The 16827-nt window shown below is 42.4% G+C and carries 20 protein-coding genes; 4 read left to right on the top strand and 16 right to left on the bottom strand.

The genetic code is table 11. The features are described 5' to 3' along the window. Positions 1–74: 74 nt before the first annotated feature. The 8 genes from E1163_RS21480 to E1163_RS21515 all read right to left on the bottom strand — a co-directional run bounded on the left by E1163_RS21480 (position 75) and on the right by E1163_RS21515 (position 5439). Positions 75–1244 carry a baeRF7 domain-containing protein gene (locus E1163_RS21480; RefSeq protein WP_155174525.1) on the bottom strand — a complete coding sequence of 390 codons (1170 nt, stop codon included), beginning with the start codon at positions 1242–1244 and terminating at the stop codon, positions 75–77. Between the two features lie 61 nt (positions 1245–1305). Further along, positions 1306–1662, bottom strand: a complete 357-nt coding sequence (locus tag E1163_RS21485; protein ID WP_155174526.1) for a hypothetical protein — start codon at positions 1660–1662, stop codon at positions 1306–1308. A 150-nt stretch (positions 1663–1812) separates the two neighbouring features. Next, positions 1813–2838 carry a DNA topoisomerase IB gene (locus E1163_RS21490; protein WP_155174527.1) on the bottom strand — a complete coding sequence of 342 codons (1026 nt, stop codon included), beginning with the start codon at positions 2836–2838 and terminating at the stop codon, positions 1813–1815. A gap of 139 nt (positions 2839–2977) precedes the next feature. After that, entirely contained in the window at positions 2978–3463 is a 486-nt protein-coding gene (locus E1163_RS21495; protein WP_155174528.1) for a sll1863 family stress response protein, read from the bottom strand. A 32-nt stretch (positions 3464–3495) separates the two neighbouring features. Then, positions 3496–3906 (bottom strand): arsenate reductase family protein, encoded by a 411-nt coding sequence (locus E1163_RS21500; protein ID WP_155174529.1) that lies wholly within the window; start codon positions 3904–3906, stop codon positions 3496–3498. Positions 3907–3950: 44 nt separating this feature from the next. Further along, positions 3951–4850, bottom strand: coding sequence for a mechanosensitive ion channel family protein (locus E1163_RS21505; protein WP_155174530.1), 900 nt, complete (start codon positions 4848–4850; stop codon positions 3951–3953). 82 nt (positions 4851–4932) lie between these two features. After that, positions 4933–5118, bottom strand: coding sequence for a CsbD family protein (locus E1163_RS21510; protein ID WP_155174531.1), 186 nt, complete (start codon positions 5116–5118; stop codon positions 4933–4935). Between the two features lie 51 nt (positions 5119–5169). Beyond that, positions 5170–5439 (bottom strand): YtxH domain-containing protein, encoded by a 270-nt coding sequence (locus E1163_RS21515; protein WP_185156167.1) that lies wholly within the window; start codon positions 5437–5439, stop codon positions 5170–5172. A gap of 334 nt (positions 5440–5773) precedes the next feature. Here E1163_RS21515 and E1163_RS21520 point away from each other — a divergent pair, with 334 nt between their 5' ends. Beyond that, entirely contained in the window at positions 5774–6064 is a 291-nt protein-coding gene (locus tag E1163_RS21520) for a phosphoribosylpyrophosphate synthetase (protein ID WP_155174533.1), read from the top strand. A 298-nt stretch (positions 6065–6362) separates the two neighbouring features. Here E1163_RS21520 and E1163_RS21525 read toward each other — a convergent pair whose 3' ends face one another. The 5 genes from E1163_RS21525 to E1163_RS21545 form a co-directional block, all read right to left on the bottom strand. Then, positions 6363–6659 carry a type II toxin-antitoxin system RelE/ParE family toxin gene (locus tag E1163_RS21525; RefSeq protein WP_155174534.1) on the bottom strand — a complete coding sequence of 99 codons (297 nt, stop codon included), beginning with the start codon at positions 6657–6659 and terminating at the stop codon, positions 6363–6365. A gap of 2 nt (positions 6660–6661) precedes the next feature. Next, positions 6662–6895, bottom strand: a complete 234-nt coding sequence (locus tag E1163_RS21530) for a hypothetical protein (protein WP_155174535.1) — start codon at positions 6893–6895, stop codon at positions 6662–6664. 215 nt (positions 6896–7110) lie between these two features. Next, positions 7111–9648, bottom strand: coding sequence for a BamA/TamA family outer membrane protein (locus E1163_RS21535; RefSeq protein ID WP_185156168.1), 2538 nt, complete (start codon positions 9646–9648; stop codon positions 7111–7113). 118 nt (positions 9649–9766) lie between these two features. Beyond that, a complete protein-coding gene (locus E1163_RS21540; protein ID WP_155174537.1) occupies positions 9767–11002 on the bottom strand; it encodes a Pycsar system effector family protein in 1236 nt (411 codons plus the stop codon). A gap of 32 nt (positions 11003–11034) precedes the next feature. Then, positions 11035–11325 carry a GNAT family N-acetyltransferase gene (locus tag E1163_RS21545; RefSeq protein ID WP_155174538.1) on the bottom strand — a complete coding sequence of 97 codons (291 nt, stop codon included), beginning with the start codon at positions 11323–11325 and terminating at the stop codon, positions 11035–11037. 210 nt (positions 11326–11535) lie between these two features. On the opposite strand from E1163_RS21545, the gene E1163_RS21550 reads away from it, so the two are divergent. Further along, on the top strand, positions 11536–11823 hold the full coding sequence (locus E1163_RS21550; RefSeq protein WP_155174539.1) for a DUF4235 domain-containing protein: 288 nt from the start codon (positions 11536–11538) through the stop codon (positions 11821–11823). Between the two features lie 329 nt (positions 11824–12152). On the opposite strand, the gene E1163_RS21555 is transcribed toward E1163_RS21550, so the two are convergent. Then, a complete protein-coding gene (locus E1163_RS21555) occupies positions 12153–12593 on the bottom strand; it encodes a ferritin-like domain-containing protein (RefSeq protein ID WP_185156169.1) in 441 nt (146 codons plus the stop codon). A 167-nt stretch (positions 12594–12760) separates the two neighbouring features. Continuing rightward, positions 12761–13357 carry a methyltransferase domain-containing protein gene (locus tag E1163_RS21560; protein ID WP_343033914.1) on the bottom strand — a complete coding sequence of 199 codons (597 nt, stop codon included), beginning with the start codon at positions 13355–13357 and terminating at the stop codon, positions 12761–12763. A gap of 97 nt (positions 13358–13454) precedes the next feature. Between E1163_RS21560 and E1163_RS21565 the strand changes: the two genes are divergently transcribed. Further along, complete coding sequence (locus tag E1163_RS21565; RefSeq protein WP_155174541.1) at positions 13455–14420, top strand: coiled-coil domain-containing protein; 966 nt, start codon at positions 13455–13457, stop codon at positions 14418–14420. A 103-nt stretch (positions 14421–14523) separates the two neighbouring features. Then, entirely contained in the window at positions 14524–15363 is an 840-nt protein-coding gene (locus E1163_RS21570; protein ID WP_155174542.1) for a TIGR02452 family protein, read from the top strand. Between the two features lie 352 nt (positions 15364–15715). Here E1163_RS21570 and E1163_RS21575 read toward each other — a convergent pair whose 3' ends face one another. Continuing rightward, a complete protein-coding gene (locus E1163_RS21575) occupies positions 15716–16582 on the bottom strand; it encodes a M57 family metalloprotease (protein ID WP_246223811.1) in 867 nt (288 codons plus the stop codon). Positions 16583–16827: the final 245 nt, after the last annotated feature.

Here is a 16827-nt window from a genome sequence, read left to right on the forward strand (position 1 = left end):
CTCCATCCGAATGGGTTCAGGAACAGTTTCGCCGGGGATTTGACTACACAAACAGCGTATTTCCGGGGAGCATATTACATTTGGTACCGGAATACGGCATTTGCGGATGTAGTCCCATCGGGCATGTCGTCTTCTTCGAGCACATACACTTCCCCGCCGTTCCTTACGGTTTCTACTGCAGCCTTGTTCAGCAGGTCGGTATTACCGGTGCGGTGCATATCGTCAATGTTGACTTTGTTATTCTCTTTGTTGTAAGTGCCCCATACATGGTCACCACGTTTGATAAACAGGGTTTCTGCCTGGCCTATAATGGCCGCGGGGATCACTTCCTCTACATTAAAAGCGGCTTTGCCTCTACTCAGTTGCAATTGATATTTCCCTTCGGCCTCATTTCTCTCGTAGTCAAACTGATCTTTTACGATCTCCCAGGCTTTCTCTTTGAGCAGGGTAATATCTGTATGCTCATGGTTGCCCTTGATGTGCTGGTCTTGCAGGTGTTTATAGGTGTTGGCTTCCTTGTATATCGGGAAGAGGTAATCCACACATGCTATAACTAGCGGGGCATGCTCGTCGTGAAGCATTTTCATCAGGCCTTCATCGATTGCCCTGAAATACTTGAGGGCCTCGTCCTTTTTCTCAGTTTCATTTCCTGAACCGTGGCCATGGAACATCCCGGGGCTATCACCTTTTTCACCCTGGCCTGATCTCCATTGTAGTGATTTTTGCTCGTAGTCGGTTCCTACGGCTTCTTCAATGGCCTGTGGTATCAGTCCTTCCATAGTCACCTCCACGATGGTATTTCTGGTAGCTTCAAAGAACCGTACGTTGCCAAGGCTCAGGTTCATGATAAAATGCCGGCCTTCTCCATGCAGAAACTCTACCAGAGGCTTGAGGTATAAATGGTTGGAGACGAATGAGTAGTCATCAAATGCCGAAGGCAGGGTATAAAACCTAAACTCATCTCCATAAATGAATATCGCTAGTCCATCAGAAAGCCTACCCCAAAGCTCTTCATTTTCAAGGAGGTCATAGGCAGGCTTTAAATATGCTTTGGCTTCCCCATCAGACAGTCCAAAACCTGAAAGCTGCTGTATAGTTTCTTTAAGCCTGTTTTTCAGAGAAGTATGATCTTTATAGATGTTGTCCGGAGTACTAACCCTGTGGGTAGGCATGTATATGGATACACAATGGGCATCCTGTACTTCGGCAAGGTCCAAAAATTCTTTTTTCTTAAATATGTCCATGTTAATTTTTGTTTTAGTGGTGTTCATATTTAAGTAATCCAAAAAGCATACCTGCTACCTCTCAGGCCATGGCAAAATCATGTTTTTTGATTTTTTTTCGGGATTTGGATAACATGGATAACAAAGATTTTTTTAAGTACTCCAGGTCATTGACAATGAAGTTGGAGATCGCATACATATCTTTTCCGAGGCCATTGATATAATCGGCTTTCTCAAAACTACTGAGCGTAGTAATTGACGGATGTACTATATCAACCCTTGAGGCTTCCATACCGAGCATTGTCAGGTTTCTGTACAGGGTCATCCGCAGTTCGTCATCAAGCAGTTGGTCATGCGAAAGATCGGTAAAGTTGTTTTCTATCTCATTGATGCAGCTCAGGATATTGTTCAGGTGAATTTGGTTTTGCTGATTTTCCATAGGTAACGTGCTTTAGTGTATCAGTAATGGGTATTAATATTATGCCAGAATGAATATTCATTTCAGGAAATAAAACACTCATTCTGACCCGAACTATGTAGAACCCGTTCCCCGGCTGCGGGGGTTTTACACAACACCTTATTATAATTTTTATGGGTTTGTGATGATCTTTAGTGCTAACTTTTCGTGCGAGGAAAGCTCATTTTTATATTTGATCGGGGGTAAGGGGCGCTTGTTAAACTCCCTGGCCTTTTCGTTTACCAATACATCCAGCACTCTTGGATGAATATAGTATTCGCGGCATGTCGCTACAGTATTACCCAGAGTTTTGGCTACTTTTTTCACAATATTGGTTTCCAGGTTTAAGCGTGGGTTTTCTTTTACTTCTCTAAGCACCTGCTTATGGTAGTCGATGGCCAGCACGGTACCTCCCCAGGTGCGAAAATCTTTAGCAGTAAAACAATCTCCTGATATATTTTCCAGGTATCTGTTTACCTCCTGCGAATCGAGGCGCTGTATGGCTTTGTCGTCGTCCTGATATTTGAATATTTCATAGCCCGGAAGTTCTGATATTTTTTTTATGAGTTTTACCAGTTTTTTGCTGGCTATTTGCACTTCGCGGTATTTGCCACTTTTGGCTTTGTAACTCAGGTAGAGTTTGCCGTTCTTTTCGGCCAGGTGTTTACGCCTCAGCGTGGTCAGGCCATAGGTCTGATTTTGTTTCTCATAATACTTGTTACCGATCCGGATGTAGTGTTCATCCAGTAGCATTACGATCATGGAGAGTATTTTTTCCTTAGGCCAGCCCCGGAGGTTGATGTGCTCTTCTACTTTTTTCCTGATCACGGGCAGGGTCATTCCAAACTGCGCCAGCTTGCTGTACTTTGAGTTTTGCCTGTGTTCGACCCATGCTTTGTGGTAAAGGTATTGCTTGCGTCCTTTCAGATCGTAACCGGTAACCTGAAGATGGCCATTTTCCAGCGGACAAATCCACACGCGATCCCAAATAGGGGGTATTACCAGCTCCTTGATCCTGGCAAGGACTTTTTCATCGGAGATCTTCTTTCCTTTACAATCTTTATAAACAAAGCCTCGCCCCCATTTTTGGCGTGTATAGCCGGGGTCGTGGTCTGTAACATGTACAAGATGGTGGGGGCAATCGTTGGGTTGCTGCATGTAAGCACCTGTTGGTAGGGGATGTATTTAAAGGAGGCTATAAGAAGTTGCCTCAAAAGTAAACTGTATCATATACCTTCAAATAGGCCTCCGAAAATTCAGAGCGATGTTATCAGCTTTTGAGGCAACATTCGTCCATTTATCGGTTGTTATCGTCGTCAAAAACTTCTTCTATCTCCTCTCCTGCCTTTTGGATCTTAGCTTCCACATCTTCAAAGGCCAGTTCAGTCTCATGCTTGATCTCCTCCCAGTTACTTTCACCGGCTGCTTCTACTTTTTCAAGCCGCTTTTCAAGCTTCTGTTTCTCCATCTTCAGGTCTTCACGTGTTTTGTCGAGGTTAGCTTTGGCTTCGGCAGACTCCTCCTCTATTTCGTTATCTATCCTTTCAAGTTTGGAATCAATATCTGCCATAGCTTCATTGATGTCGTTTCTAAGCTCATCCCGCTCACGTGCTATCTCATCACCGGCATCACCTATTTCATCATTTACCTCGTCACCAACTTCTTCATAGTCAGTATTCAGGTCTTCATTATCAGCCCTTTCGCTGGGCGGATCACATTGTACTGCAAAAAGCATCATAAAGCCTACTATAGACAGAGTCCAGAATTTACTAATCGTTTTCATATCAATTATCTTTAATTACTATTACTCCAAATTTATTTTTCAAACTTATTTCCCTTGTGGGACTTCACTCCCTCTATGTCAAAATCCTTATTAACAAAATCATAGGCCGACCCTACGAAAAACACTTCCGAACCCACATAAGCAATGGGGGTTTTGATCATTTCAGGGTTTTTGGCCAATACTTTCGTTATCTCATCATCTGAGAGGGATTTGTTTTTATACTCCTGCAAATACAGGTCTGAGTTTTTGTCAACGAGTTCGGCAATCTCAATATTCATATCACGGGCTATTTCAGCTATCTGAGTCTCCGTAAGGTTGTCGGTAAGCACATCCCGTTCGTTAAGGGCATGGTCATTCAGGGTATCTGCATATCCCTTGGTTTTTCTATCCTGCTGTTTTTCAGAATTATATATCAACAGTATTTCGTTTTCTTTCGCTTTCATAGTGTTTGATTGTTTTGTGTATATGGTCACCACATTGACTGCAATTAAGCATCAGCGGTCATAAGCTTCATTTCAGATAACTTCTCACCTCCCTTAATGCCAAAATCCAGTGTACGGATAGGAAAAGGAATAGTGATATCATTTTCATCAAAAGCTTCCTTTATAGCCATAATGGCGGCATTTTTCATACCAAAATATCCGGGCTGACCCGGGTATTTGATCCAGAACCTGATATTAAAATTGATAGAGCTGTCGCCAAATTCGTAATAATCAAAAATGATATCTTCTTTCCTGATCACCCCTTCAAGATTTGCTATCGTATCAGATACCACACTCTCAACTTTTTTGAGGTCATCTCCATAAGAAATTCCTACCGGTATGTCTATGCGCCTTTCGCCCAGTACGGTGTAGTTAATGATGGGGCTTTGCAGCACTTCCTTATTCGGAATGTATACCTCCTGCCCCTGAAAAGTCTTGATCACAGTAACGCGAAGGTTGGTCCGAACCACAGTCCCCATAAAGTCTTTCACTTTTACGATATCTCCTATTTTGGAGGGTCTCCTAAAGGCGAGGATAATGCCTGAAACAAAGTTGGACGCTACATCCTGAAAGGCAAACCCAAGGGCAAGACCAATAACACCTACACCTGCCAGCAGGGAGGTAACGGTCTTATCCAATTTGAGCACACCCAAAATAATGAATATGCCCACCCCTAATACCAAATAGTAGATGATGGTGCTGAACAGGTTTTGAAGTGCCTTATTGTCTGAGGTTTTATCGAAAAGTCTGACAAATACCTTCTGGGTGGCTTTGGCCAAAAGAAAGAAGGCAATGAGAAGAATGACGGCCACTGCCATATTGGGCAGCATGGCTACCAGTGTTTCCAGCCAGTCGTTAATCTTGTCAGTTACCTTTTCAAAGGGCTGTTCTAAGCTAATTTTCATGATTTTATAAGACTTATGAGATCAGTAACAAAAAAAGCCCCGGATTTACGGATCCAGGACTTCAATGCTAGCTCTTAAGAGATTAATAGTTCTCTATTTCTCTTTTCAGGGCATCTTTTGATTTTCCTGTTTTCTTTTGCAGACGGCCTAGAAGTTCGTCTTCTTTACCTTCTACATAAGTAAGATCATCATCGGTAAGGTCTCCGTATTTCTGCTTCATCTTACCTTTTATTTCATTCCAGTTTCCTTTTACTCTTAAATCGTTCATGGCTTTATTTTTTAGTTTTTAATTTATATTGGTTGGTTTAATTGCCACAGATCAACTGTTGACCCTGGCTGATTTTTTTACTCTGTCAGCAGTCTTTTTACTGGCTTCGGTATATTCCCCAAGCAGGGTATTATACTTAACCTTCGCAGCATCCAGGGCTTCAGTTATAGATTGCGACAATGAGTCTTTGAATTTTTCAGACTCTTTAGTAAGTCTTTTTCTTGTTTTAGGACCGCTTTCCGGGGCGAGTAACAAGCCTGTCAGCGCACCGGCCAAAGCTCCTGCTGCAAATCCTGCGATTATCTTTGTGCTGTTATTCATAACTTTTATAAATTTTTTATTTAACATTTGCCCGGTTCCTCCCAGGTGTAACTGATACAATGAAAAAGGCATACCAAAATGGCTTATATACATTGGAATATGGGTAATCAGCTAATAAAAGAGGTTTTTGGGCACTGCAGAGAGGGTTAGTTGAGGCCGTCACCAGGACCGTATTCGTGTAGTATCTTCTACAGTTTGTAGAAATAGACCAAGGCTGCTGACCCCGGGGTTAAGATCAGGCTTGATCTTGCTGATGGCACAGGATTAGCACTTAGTTACCCAGGAATAATTTAACCAAAAACTTAAAAATATGTCTACTCATAATTTAAAACCGATGTCTCAAGTAATTAAGCTCTTGAAAGACCGGGGATACACCCTCGATTTCATATATCGGGATAACAAGCTTTTCACCTCTGACAAGGAGAAAAGCTACGAAGCCGGGGAGCTTACCATAGTGGATGAATACAGGTTTGAGGGAGACTCTGACCCGGCTGATATGGCTATATTGTATTCTATTGAAACTCAAAGTGGAGAAAAAGGAACACTGGTTGATTCCTACGGAGCTGACTCGAGTTTAGAACTGGAGAAATTTCTGGAAAAAGCAGATAATAAGATAGATCACTAACCAATTGGTGATTGATTACCTACCGGAATAAAATTAGAGATATCCGAAAGTATTGAAATACACCTGTGGCTTTCGGATATCTGTTGATATGAGTTAAAATTTATACCTGGATCTTCTGCAAACTGCAAAGCTTCACTGCAGTCTACGACAGAAGGGCTTCTGTAAGTAGGGTTCTTATAGGGTTCTTACACTCTGGCAATTAAGATTTATCATGGTGACACTACACAGCGGCTGAACCCCGATCAAAACATTTGCAATCACGATGGGTGGTTCCTGAGTGTCGGGAGTCTGGTGGGTTTTATGCTTTAAAACCTTTGGGGTCTTTTCTGTTTGCCCTGAAGCTTACTACTTCGATATAATCTTTTTGGATGCGATAGTAAATACTGGTTTGTTTACTCAGAACACACTTTCTCAGATGTTTTTGCTTTTTAGAAGAACGATACATTTTTGGCATCCCTGATATTTCTCCGAGTAGCTTCTCTACCCGCTGGTAAACTGCCTTTGCCTTCTGTTCCCCAAATTCTTTTAAGATAAAATCTAACAGCTCTATTTCTTCCTGCCTTGCACGAAGTGAATACCGTATCTTATATGCCAACCTTAAAAGTTAAAACGTTTTTTAATGTCTTCCCTTACTGATTCGTGAGAGATGTATTGGCCGTTATCCAATTGCTCCAGCCCTTCATTTATAGCTACCTGATCCTCGGGACTGAGCTCATCCCAAAAGTCTGTTTCTTTTTCCTTTTTCAGGGCTAAAAATTCTTTGACAGTCGATAGGTCATTGAGGCCTGAAAACCATTGAATAAAGGCTAGCTTTTCTGACTGGATATCCATATGACTTGCTTTACTTTATGTAAAGATAACATTTTCATTCTTACTTTTGGTTTCATTTTAGCAAGCAAGTTCTGGTTGGTCTACTAAGTGTCTTTCTACCAGCATCTAGCAATGAAGGGGCTCTATTATATAAAAAGGTGTTCGAAAGCTATTGGAACTACATTTTCCGGACTTTCGAGCACCTTCCATTTTTCTCCTCTATTCGACTATACAAATCAGAACAGGAAGCCCAGGTTCAAATTATAGATGGAGTCTTCGTCGCTTTTGGTATATACGGCTGTGAACACCCACCGCCCCAGTGGAGCTATCCATACACCTCCTCCTACCCCCGAGTGCCACTTGTCAGAGTCTTCGCCATCAGCCCAAACGCGGCCATGGTCAAAATGCCCGGAAATTCCGAACTCAAACGGCAGGTAGTAAAACGGGATCTTTGCCAACCTCATCCTTATTTCATTGTTTTGATAAATACTGCTGCGTCCTGCGAAACGGTCACGTCCATAGCCCCGGACATTACCCAACCTGTTGAGCCCTGCGTTGCCACCTATGGTAGCTGCCTGGTAAAAGTTAAAATCACCTGAGATGCTTTCCCCTCCTATGCGTACGGCAAAAGTGGTTTCCATAGGTATGTCAACGGTATAATACACACTGAAATCACTCCTTATTTTGCTGAATTTACTGTTATCATGGTTTAACTCATTCATCCACTTAAGCTCGGTTATCCACCTGATCCCTTTTTCAGGCTTGCTTTCTATCTCGGTAGTCCTTACGTCAGCATCAAACTCAAACCCAAGGAAATGGTTTGAAGCGAAAAGTCCGGGATCAAGAGAAGGCGCCACCAGGTCTATAAACCTGTCTCCGCCCTTTTTTACTTTTGCGTATTGGTAAGCAGGTCCGAACTTAACCGTAGTATTCTTCATGTTTAGTTGCAGACCGGGGTAAAACAGTAATTCCTCGTACCGCACGTCGTAGAAGTCGTCATTATTATCTACTGCCCGTTCAGTTTCATTGCCAAAGCCGTAGAAATTGGTAAAGAAGTTAGGAGCCCTCAGGAGCAGGTCCATATTAAAACCCAGGTCACCCACTACACGAATAAAATCGGCATTATACTCAAAGTTCCATGCCCCGGTCTTGGGTGCGAAGTTGGCCACTATACGATGTTTACTGGCATACGGATCTTTCCTGAAACCCTGCGTCTTGATGATCACCCCTCCTCCAAAGAAGATTCCATCGTCACTGTTGGCACCAAAATACCCTGTTGGCCCGAGGTACCCATACTTAAAATCCTCAAAATCATACTGATTTGTTTCCGGGTCATCATCGATCACGAGTTTAGTTTCCGTGCCATCTTCAATCTTATTTTCCTTATCATTGTCATCATAATAGATGGTCTTGTCGCCCATACCGCGCACTTTTGACGAGTCAGCAAATGTATCCTCGCCATCTCCTCCTATTATCCTCACCAGTATACCATCTTTACCCTCACCGGAGACATAGAAAAAATCTTCACCTCCAAGCCCGTAGAGGCGTACCTCATCAGTTTCATCGGGGTAAAATACACGGTTGTAGAACTGTCGCTCCTTCTCCCCGTCATCAGATGCTTCATAGACGTTGACCTCGGTGTTGCCATTTTCCTTTCTGATCACCTCAAAGTACTCTTCTTTATTGCTGCCTACTACATTGACCTCTTCGGCCAATACGAGGTAATAATCCAGGGCAAAGCGCTCCAGATTGTTTCTCCTGGCCTTTAACGTATTGATCAGTTCGCGGCCACTAAGCTCAAATACTGTGTCAGGCAGGGCCTGTATTGCATTTTCGATTACCTCATCCGTCAACCTTTCCTGTAGATCCCGTGCCATTTCCACCCATTGTTCTTTGGAGAGGTCAGTCAGGAACCTCCTGTCTATATACCTTGCATTGAAGTTGAGCCCGGCAATATCCCTGACTTCGGGCTGGAAGTCCTGAAATTTCCTCAAAGCCCACTTTCTGCTGGCCCACCAGGGCACAAAGCCATCAAATTTGAAGAATATATTATCTCGGTCTTCGGGAATAGGTCTGTAGTACTTGCCTGTATCATCTTCAAATTCAGCCCAGCGAAACTGTCCTCCATGCCTGTCCCAATCGCCGATCCACATATCAAAAAGCCGGGCACGCAGAAAGTTTTCCTGGTCCACACGGTTATCATTGTCATCGCGTAACTCTTCCCTTACGGTTTCTGTACTCACTGCATTTTCAGTACCTCCAAAATCTTCGTACCCCGACCAGTCTTCATCGGCATCTTCTTCAAGCATAGCCAGCATGCCCCCAAAGTCTTCCCTGTATTTGCCCAGTTCGGGAGAGTCCGGGATGTATACCAGTTCGGGGTTAGTATGATAAATACCCGCAGCATCTCCCAAAGACGGCAATATAAACGCTCCGTAGGGATGCGATGCAGAGATCTGGTCCTGCACAATATCGTCCGCAAACGAAAATTTCAACGCATAGGGCAATGTAGGTGTGGGATCCTTCTGGATAGACCTGAGTGAATACAACCGCCCATCGTTAGCCTTCAACTTCAGGGAATAGGTTTGCATTCCTCCTCCTTTTTCCAGTATATTCAATCCTCCCTTAGCTTCCTTCATATCTATTACGGGTACTTCAACCGGAGCCAGCCATACGTCACGGTAGTGGTCTCCCAGCATCATACGCTTAAGGCCATTCGCCTGGTAAGTCCTGCCAGCCTGCACCACCACTTCGTCGTGCCCGTTCTTCTTCATTACCTTCTGGGTAACACTATCATCAAATGGATTATTATATAATTTACATGAGGCTAAACAAGACGCGATCAGAACAAAAACCAATCGTCCGGGCCTCAACCAAAACTTTGTCATTGCTTTATGCATTGGTATAAAAGAATATGAATATAAAGGCCATTACAGTAGTCGTAAGGCCTATAATGAATGTATTATATGCCACCGTTAGCAAACGGTATTTTTCTTTAAGGACTATCCCCAGATTGTAAAGGTCCAGAGACATGCTGTCGTATAATTTTTTCTGGTCTTCTTTAAGGTTACTCAGGTAGGTTACAAACTCCTCTTTGGGAATACCTAAAAAGTTACCAAAGTACAAAAGACTGATTTTGTTTTCTTTCACATCATTCATGTCTACTTCCTTACTGGTAACTTTCGGCCTGGCTGACATGACCGCAAAAAATACGGAAACCAAAGCGCCTACAAGCAGTATAAGAATGGGTATAGTGTACCTCAAACTTTCAATAGCAAACCCCTGAGAGACCGAAAGGCTGGCTCCTGATAATGTAACAATGACCGAAATGAGGATAGTATTGATACTGATCATCATATTGGCTTTACCATCGGCTATAGCACTGAGGTTGATGTGATTGCGGTAATTAGCTCTGTAGAGGGTATCAATACCACGGCCAAAATCTTTACCTGTGTTGGTACGGACAGTTACTTTGCGGGCTTTCAGAATATTCTGACGCTGTTTTTTAATATTCTTTACGCGCCTTTTAGCGTATTCTTCTTTTCCTGCCTCAGAGTAAAATATGTTGTTTACCAAAAAGCTGTATTGCTTCTTTTCCCACTCCAGCTCCATGTAGGAGGTGTTTTGAAAATTTTCAAGCTCCACCCTAAGCAGTTCCCCTCTTCTGAAAAAGCGCTTGCGCCCCATGTGAGCCATATCAGCATCATGGATAAGCTCTTCCAACAGTCCTTGCGGCTCATGACCGGCCACAGTACTCATGATCAGCTTTGAAACCTTCTGCTGCTTATCTTCAGGGTATCCTTGCTTCTTAAAAAACTCCTCGGCATACTTAACACTCTCTGCTTCATGTCCATTGTACTTTTTGATGTATCCTGTGTCATGAAACCAGGCGGCGAGCAGGAGAACTTCCATATCTTCCTTGCCGATTTCGCTCATTTCTCCTAGTTTTTGAGCTATCTCTGCCACTTCCTGCGTATGCGCCAGATTGTGATAAAGTAACTTCTCAGGCAGGTCGTCATTAAAAAGGTTGGTAACGTATTCCTCAGCTTTGTTAACAATTTCAGTAATGTCAGTCTTGCTCTCCTGTGTTTCTGTTTCTTCCTTTTTTGTATCTTCTTTAATTGTCATATATTATTGTAGGTTGATAATATGCGCTTGTATCAAATGGCCTCCTCCCAGGCCACACATCTGAATTCAGGATGTTTTCTAAGATATGTCTCCACAAATTCACACCCCGGTATAATCTGTATATGCTCCTTTTGAGCAAATATCAATGCATTGTGCAGCAGTGAAGAAGCCACACCTCTCCCTCGCAGATCTTCATGCACATTGATATAGTTAAGGTCAAATACATGCGGCGATATTTGCCTGAATTGCAAATAACCTTCTTTACCGTCTACAGTAGTTGTAAACCTCTTGCCAACCATATCTAATTTAACGGAACAGTCCATAGGCTTTATATTTTAAAATGTTTATAAAGCTGATGTAAAAAGCATGCCAACACCCAAAATATGACCAGAGAAGAAGATGACGAGGTATATTGAGGTCTAAGAAACCTCTCTTGTGGCAAAAATTCCACAACAGAAGTTCTTAATAAGCTGTAAACCTGAGACTAATGCCATGGAACATCGTTTGTTCTTGTTATCAGAAAACGGAAAAATATGTCACTGTTTAAAAACAAAAATGATATTCTGAATTTTGCACTGGCTCAAGGTGCTGTAATGGTCAGCGGACTGGTTCTAAAAAAAGCTTTCGACTATGGTTATAAGAAAATAAACAAGAAAGACCCGCCCAAAAGCATCAGGAGCAATAGACATACTATTGCCCACATTGTAGGATGGAGCATGCTCACCGGAGCTGTGGCAGGGATAGCCAGATTACTCACCACAGATATAATCAAAAATGATATAGACCCACATTATCTGGAGGCACCTGAGGAGCTTTCTTAATGCTATTAGGCGAGACGTTTTTTAGGAAGCTACTCCCGCAGACATCTTTCCTATTGGATAAAATTTATTTTCAACGATGGCAGAGCTAAAATGCGGCTTTACTAAACTTCCTGGAGTTTGGTAAAGCCGGCTTGTTCTGTAATTATCTGTAGCTAATACCCTCAGCCAGTAGTAATCCCAGCCTTTCAGACCTTTGGTAAGTAGCATACTATGATCAAATGGCTGCGCCTTTTGCTGATAGATTGTGCCTTTTCAAGGCTGACAAACAAAGAAGGCTTGCGCTATTAAAACACAAGCCTCTTTAAGGATACTGTACTTAACCGAATATTTTATTCAGCCAATTCTCTTTCAAATTCATTAAGCTGCACGATAGCTCCTGCTATCAGCCTTCGCTGCTTTTGTAACCTGTCTTTAATGTACTGAGGCACCTCCGAATTCATAGCCTTATCGTATACATCCAGTGCCTCCTTCTCCCCGGTTCTGGCTTCATTGATCACCGTAGCATCTTCTTTACCCGAGAAAGCAGATTTGATATCCAACCAGTTGCGGTGGAAATACCCCTTTACTGTACCGGAGTCCTTCAGCTCGGCACCTCTGTCTCTCATATCGTTTTTCAGTTCTTCGATGAACAGCTTCCTCTGCTGGGCAAGCCGGTGAAATATAGTCCTGAACTCTTCGTTTTCAACATCTTCTGCTGCCCGCTCATATCCTTTATATCCATCGTGGCATATGTCGAGCACATCTTGTATAGCTTTCTTTTCAGTATTCATAACGTATTGATTTATCATTCGGAAAAACCATATATTTTATGGTCATTCTTATCCAGTACATACGCAGAAATTATTCCATTGAGCATATGGAAGATATACCGCTATTTTGTGAGGATTTAGCGTTGCCATAAATGGCCAATGTGGGTATCAAAACCCACAAACACGGTTTAAAGCTGCTTTTTGATTAAATTAATGAAAAGCTCTCTTCCTGCCCGCGGTCCGATGGAATTATAGCATTCGTCAAATACCTTAAAATCAAAATAGGGTGCGAAGTATCCGGTATAATCATTTTTGCAGCCTCCATAGGGCGGGTGGTTGCTATTCAGCTTATCATTAAAAAGCAGCCCCACCAAGTGACCTCCGTTGTGCAACAGTTCAGCACATTTGCTTGCATAATCGCCTCTTTGAGATGGGTGAAGTGCGCAAAAAAAGGTCTGTTCGATAATGAAGTCAAACTTCCTCGTAAGGGCAAAAAAATCTTTATGCAAAAGATGGTTTGAGGGAAAGTCAGAGCATCTGGCCGCAAAATTCTGCAGTGGCAGGGCAGAGATATCCACCAGGTATACATTTTCAAAGCCCTCCTGATGCAGGTATTCAGCTTCATAGGCATTGCCACACCCCGGGATAAGAATTGAAACAGATTTATCTTTCAACTGATCGAAATAGGCTTTAAGTGGTGTAGTTATTGCACCGGTATCCCATTGGGTTTGCCCTTCATGGTAGCGGGTGTCCCAATAATTTTCGTCGAGTTGCATATCTGCCATGTCAATGGTAACGTTAAGTGCTACAAATGAAAGAGATTCTATTGAATTATATCAAATAAAAGATAATTTTACGCTGCATGTTATAATTAAACTAACTATGACTGAAAATACATCTAATAACGATCCAATTAAAAAGGATGAACATAAAGAACAGCCTGTAAGCAGGGATAACAAAAAATCGAACAGGAAGACGGCCATCATTGTAGCCATTCTTGCGATAATCATCATTGTTCAGGGCATCAAGATCTATCTGGACCACCAGGAAAGTGTGGCTACGGAAAACCAACTGGCCAGTACGGAGCAGGAACTGGCCGTAACCATGCAACGCCTTACGGACATAAGCCATGAACTGGACGAGAAGATTGCCGAAATAGAAAAACTCGGTGGTGATGTTTCCGAACTTCAGAAAGCCAAGGCTGATATTGAAGAGGAACTCAACCGTCAGCAAAGGGCCAACCGCAGCACGATCAGAAACCTAAAAGACAAAGTGGGTGGCTATGAGGTGCTTCTCAAAGCTAAAGACGAAGAAATCGAAAGGCTGAAAAATGTGAATACAGAACTTTTGACTGAAAACACATCGCTTAAGACTGAAAAGAATCAATTGTTCGATTCTCTTAGTCAGGTTACCAAATCGAAAGACGAGCTTATCTCCAAGGTGGAGCTGGCATCTCAGTTGAAAGCGGAAAATATCACAATCTATGCAGTCAACAGCCGTGGCAAAGAGCGCGAGGCACCTTTTAAAAGCCGGCAGGCCGATAAAATAAAGGTAATCTTCAATATTGCCGAAAACAAGGTAGCTCCTATAGAAGGTAAAAACATCATGGTGCGTATTGTAGATGGCAACGGACAGGTGATTTTTGATGTAGCCAAAGGTTCAGGTACATTTATGTACGAAGGTAAGGAAGAGTTTTATACCTCCAACAGAGAGATCCTTTTTGATAACACCCGACAGCAATTGACCTTTGAATATGAAAAAGGCAGCGAATGGGAAGAAGGTCTTTATACCCTTGAGGTTTACACTGAAGGATATAAGATGGGAAGCAAGCAATTCGAAGTAAAATAAAATAACTCTCAGTTTCACGAAAGAGGTTGTATTAAAAAGTCAGGACTTTTGATACAACCTCTTTCTTTATACGCCCCTGCTTTCTGAGATATGATCAATCTACATGGAAAACAGAAAAAACCGACAAGAAATAGCACTAAACACCCTGGAGATATTAGAACAGGGTTCATACACCAATAAAAAAGGCGAACAGGTTTCTATAAAAGAACAGCAAACCTTTGCCGAAGAAAATACCACGGTTTACTCACCTGAGACTAGTGACAAGCTTCTGAAACATGAACTTTCACCATTATTTACCAAGCCAGCCGAGATTAATGTGAATAGCAAAACCACGCTGGATGCCGTAAGGGATATGATATCCCATGGTCATGCCGATGTGGTTTGTTTGAATTTCGCTTCGGCAAAAAACCCGGGTGGCGGCTTCCTGGGAGGAAGTCAGGCCCAGGAAGAAAGCATAGCCAGAGCTACGGGGCTATATCCCTGTTTATTAAAAGCACTACCCTACTACGAAACAAACAGGAGATTCAAGTCATGCTTCTACACCGATTATATGATCTACAGCCCCGCTGTACCGATACTGAAAGATGAAAATGGCTCTGTATTGGAAACACCTGTACAAACGGGGATTATCACCGCACCGGCTGTAAATGCCGGGGTAGTCAGAAAACGGGAACCGGAAAAGCTTGATGATATAGGCCCGGTGATGAAAAGAAGAATTTCAAAAGTGCTTCGGATAGCCCTCCTTCACGAACATACCTCCATTGTACTTGGAGCCTGGGGTTGTGGCGTATTTGGCAATGACCCAGATGAAGTAGCGCAGTACTTCAAAGATGTCATCGAGGCCGAATACCTGTACAGCTTCAGACAGATCACCTTTGCCATCTATGCTCAGAACGACAGGTTTATCAAACCTTTTACACAGGCGTTTGGACGTCAGTTCTAAGTTTTACGGTTCAGAGTTCACGGGTTCAGAATTCCCCGAGGCGACTTTTGTTTACAACACAGGTTTTTCTGGGAACAAACTAAAACCTGTGGAGTAAATGGATTGGAAAGTAAACAAGTAAAGTGAAACTTACCACTGAAATCAGTAAACCGCGCTTATTGTTATTATACGAGTTTGCTATTGCCTTTTGCTATTAACAACTGTCTGTTAGCAAAGAGGTGAAAATTTAGGGTCTCCTCAGAAATTCAGCTTGATCCATTTTTCTCAATGTGATCAAAACCCTGTAAATATGCATAAAAAAGGCCGCATCTTCCGATGCGGCCCTCAATGTTAATTCTTTTTACCTGTAATATTAGTACAGATACTCTAAAGCTACTCTGTCGTAGTTGCCAAATTCGCCATCCTCTCCAGAAGAGAAGCAAGCATTCATAATTGAATTTGCATCGTATCCAGTAGGAGTACCAGGGATAGGGTTTGCACCTACACCACCGTCACCTTCGTTACCACCTGATCCGCAAGAGTAAGAACGGTCGAAGTAGTCAGTGTGACGAAGACCCAGGCAGTGACCGATCTCGTGAGTGATCACGTGCTCCACTACGTTAGTACCATAGTTGCTTGTACCAGACTGAATCTGAACAAACTTGTATGGATTACCACCACTAGGGAAACCGGCTTGTCCACCGCCGCCGCCACTTACTCTGTAAACTACGATGTCATAAGAGCTGTAGTTTGTACCGAAAGTAAGCGTGAAGTTAAGGTTAGTGTTCAGCGCATTATAGTTATCAATAGTCCACTGCAAAGCAGTTCTCATAGTATTGTCCAATGCATTTGAACCTCCGGTGTATCCTATTACTCTGATAGTTCTAGGTAATCCACCTACAAGGTTATTGGTACGATACTGCTCACCAACAGGGCCTTTGTAATAAATACTGCTGTTAAGCATTTGAGATAAATTCTCAGGAGTGATAACTATATCTCCTTCAAGCAGATAGTTTCCGGCTTCGTAAGCAGGATCAAGCATTTCCTTTTTACCGGTAACATCGATATCACCAACGTCGAAACCCAGTTCGCCGAACTGTGCCATAACAGCATCAGTAATTGCAAGTTGATTGTCGGTTGAGGTTGGTGCAACTTCCTCTTCTTGAGAACAAGAGGATACAAGAACAGCTACCATGGCAAACGCACACACGATCGCCAGAGCGTTTTTAACATTCTTCATAAATAAAATTGGTTTAGGTTGAAAAAAATTTCGATCGCAAGATAGGACTTGTTGAGGATACAAAAGCAAGCAAATTTGGATATTTACTTACTCATGTAATATTTATATGCAAAATGCTTAAAATTTTGGAATTTTATTTTTCAGGAGATGTAAATATTAGAATTTTATTTCAATTTGAAAAATAAGCACAAAATTAGTTTTCTGAAATTATGTAATGTTTCATGAGAAATTAGATAGTTGAGCAC

It is taken from the genome of Fulvivirga kasyanovii (genome assembly GCF_009711405.1).
Classification (GTDB): domain Bacteria; phylum Bacteroidota; class Bacteroidia; order Cytophagales; family Cyclobacteriaceae; genus Fulvivirga; species Fulvivirga kasyanovii.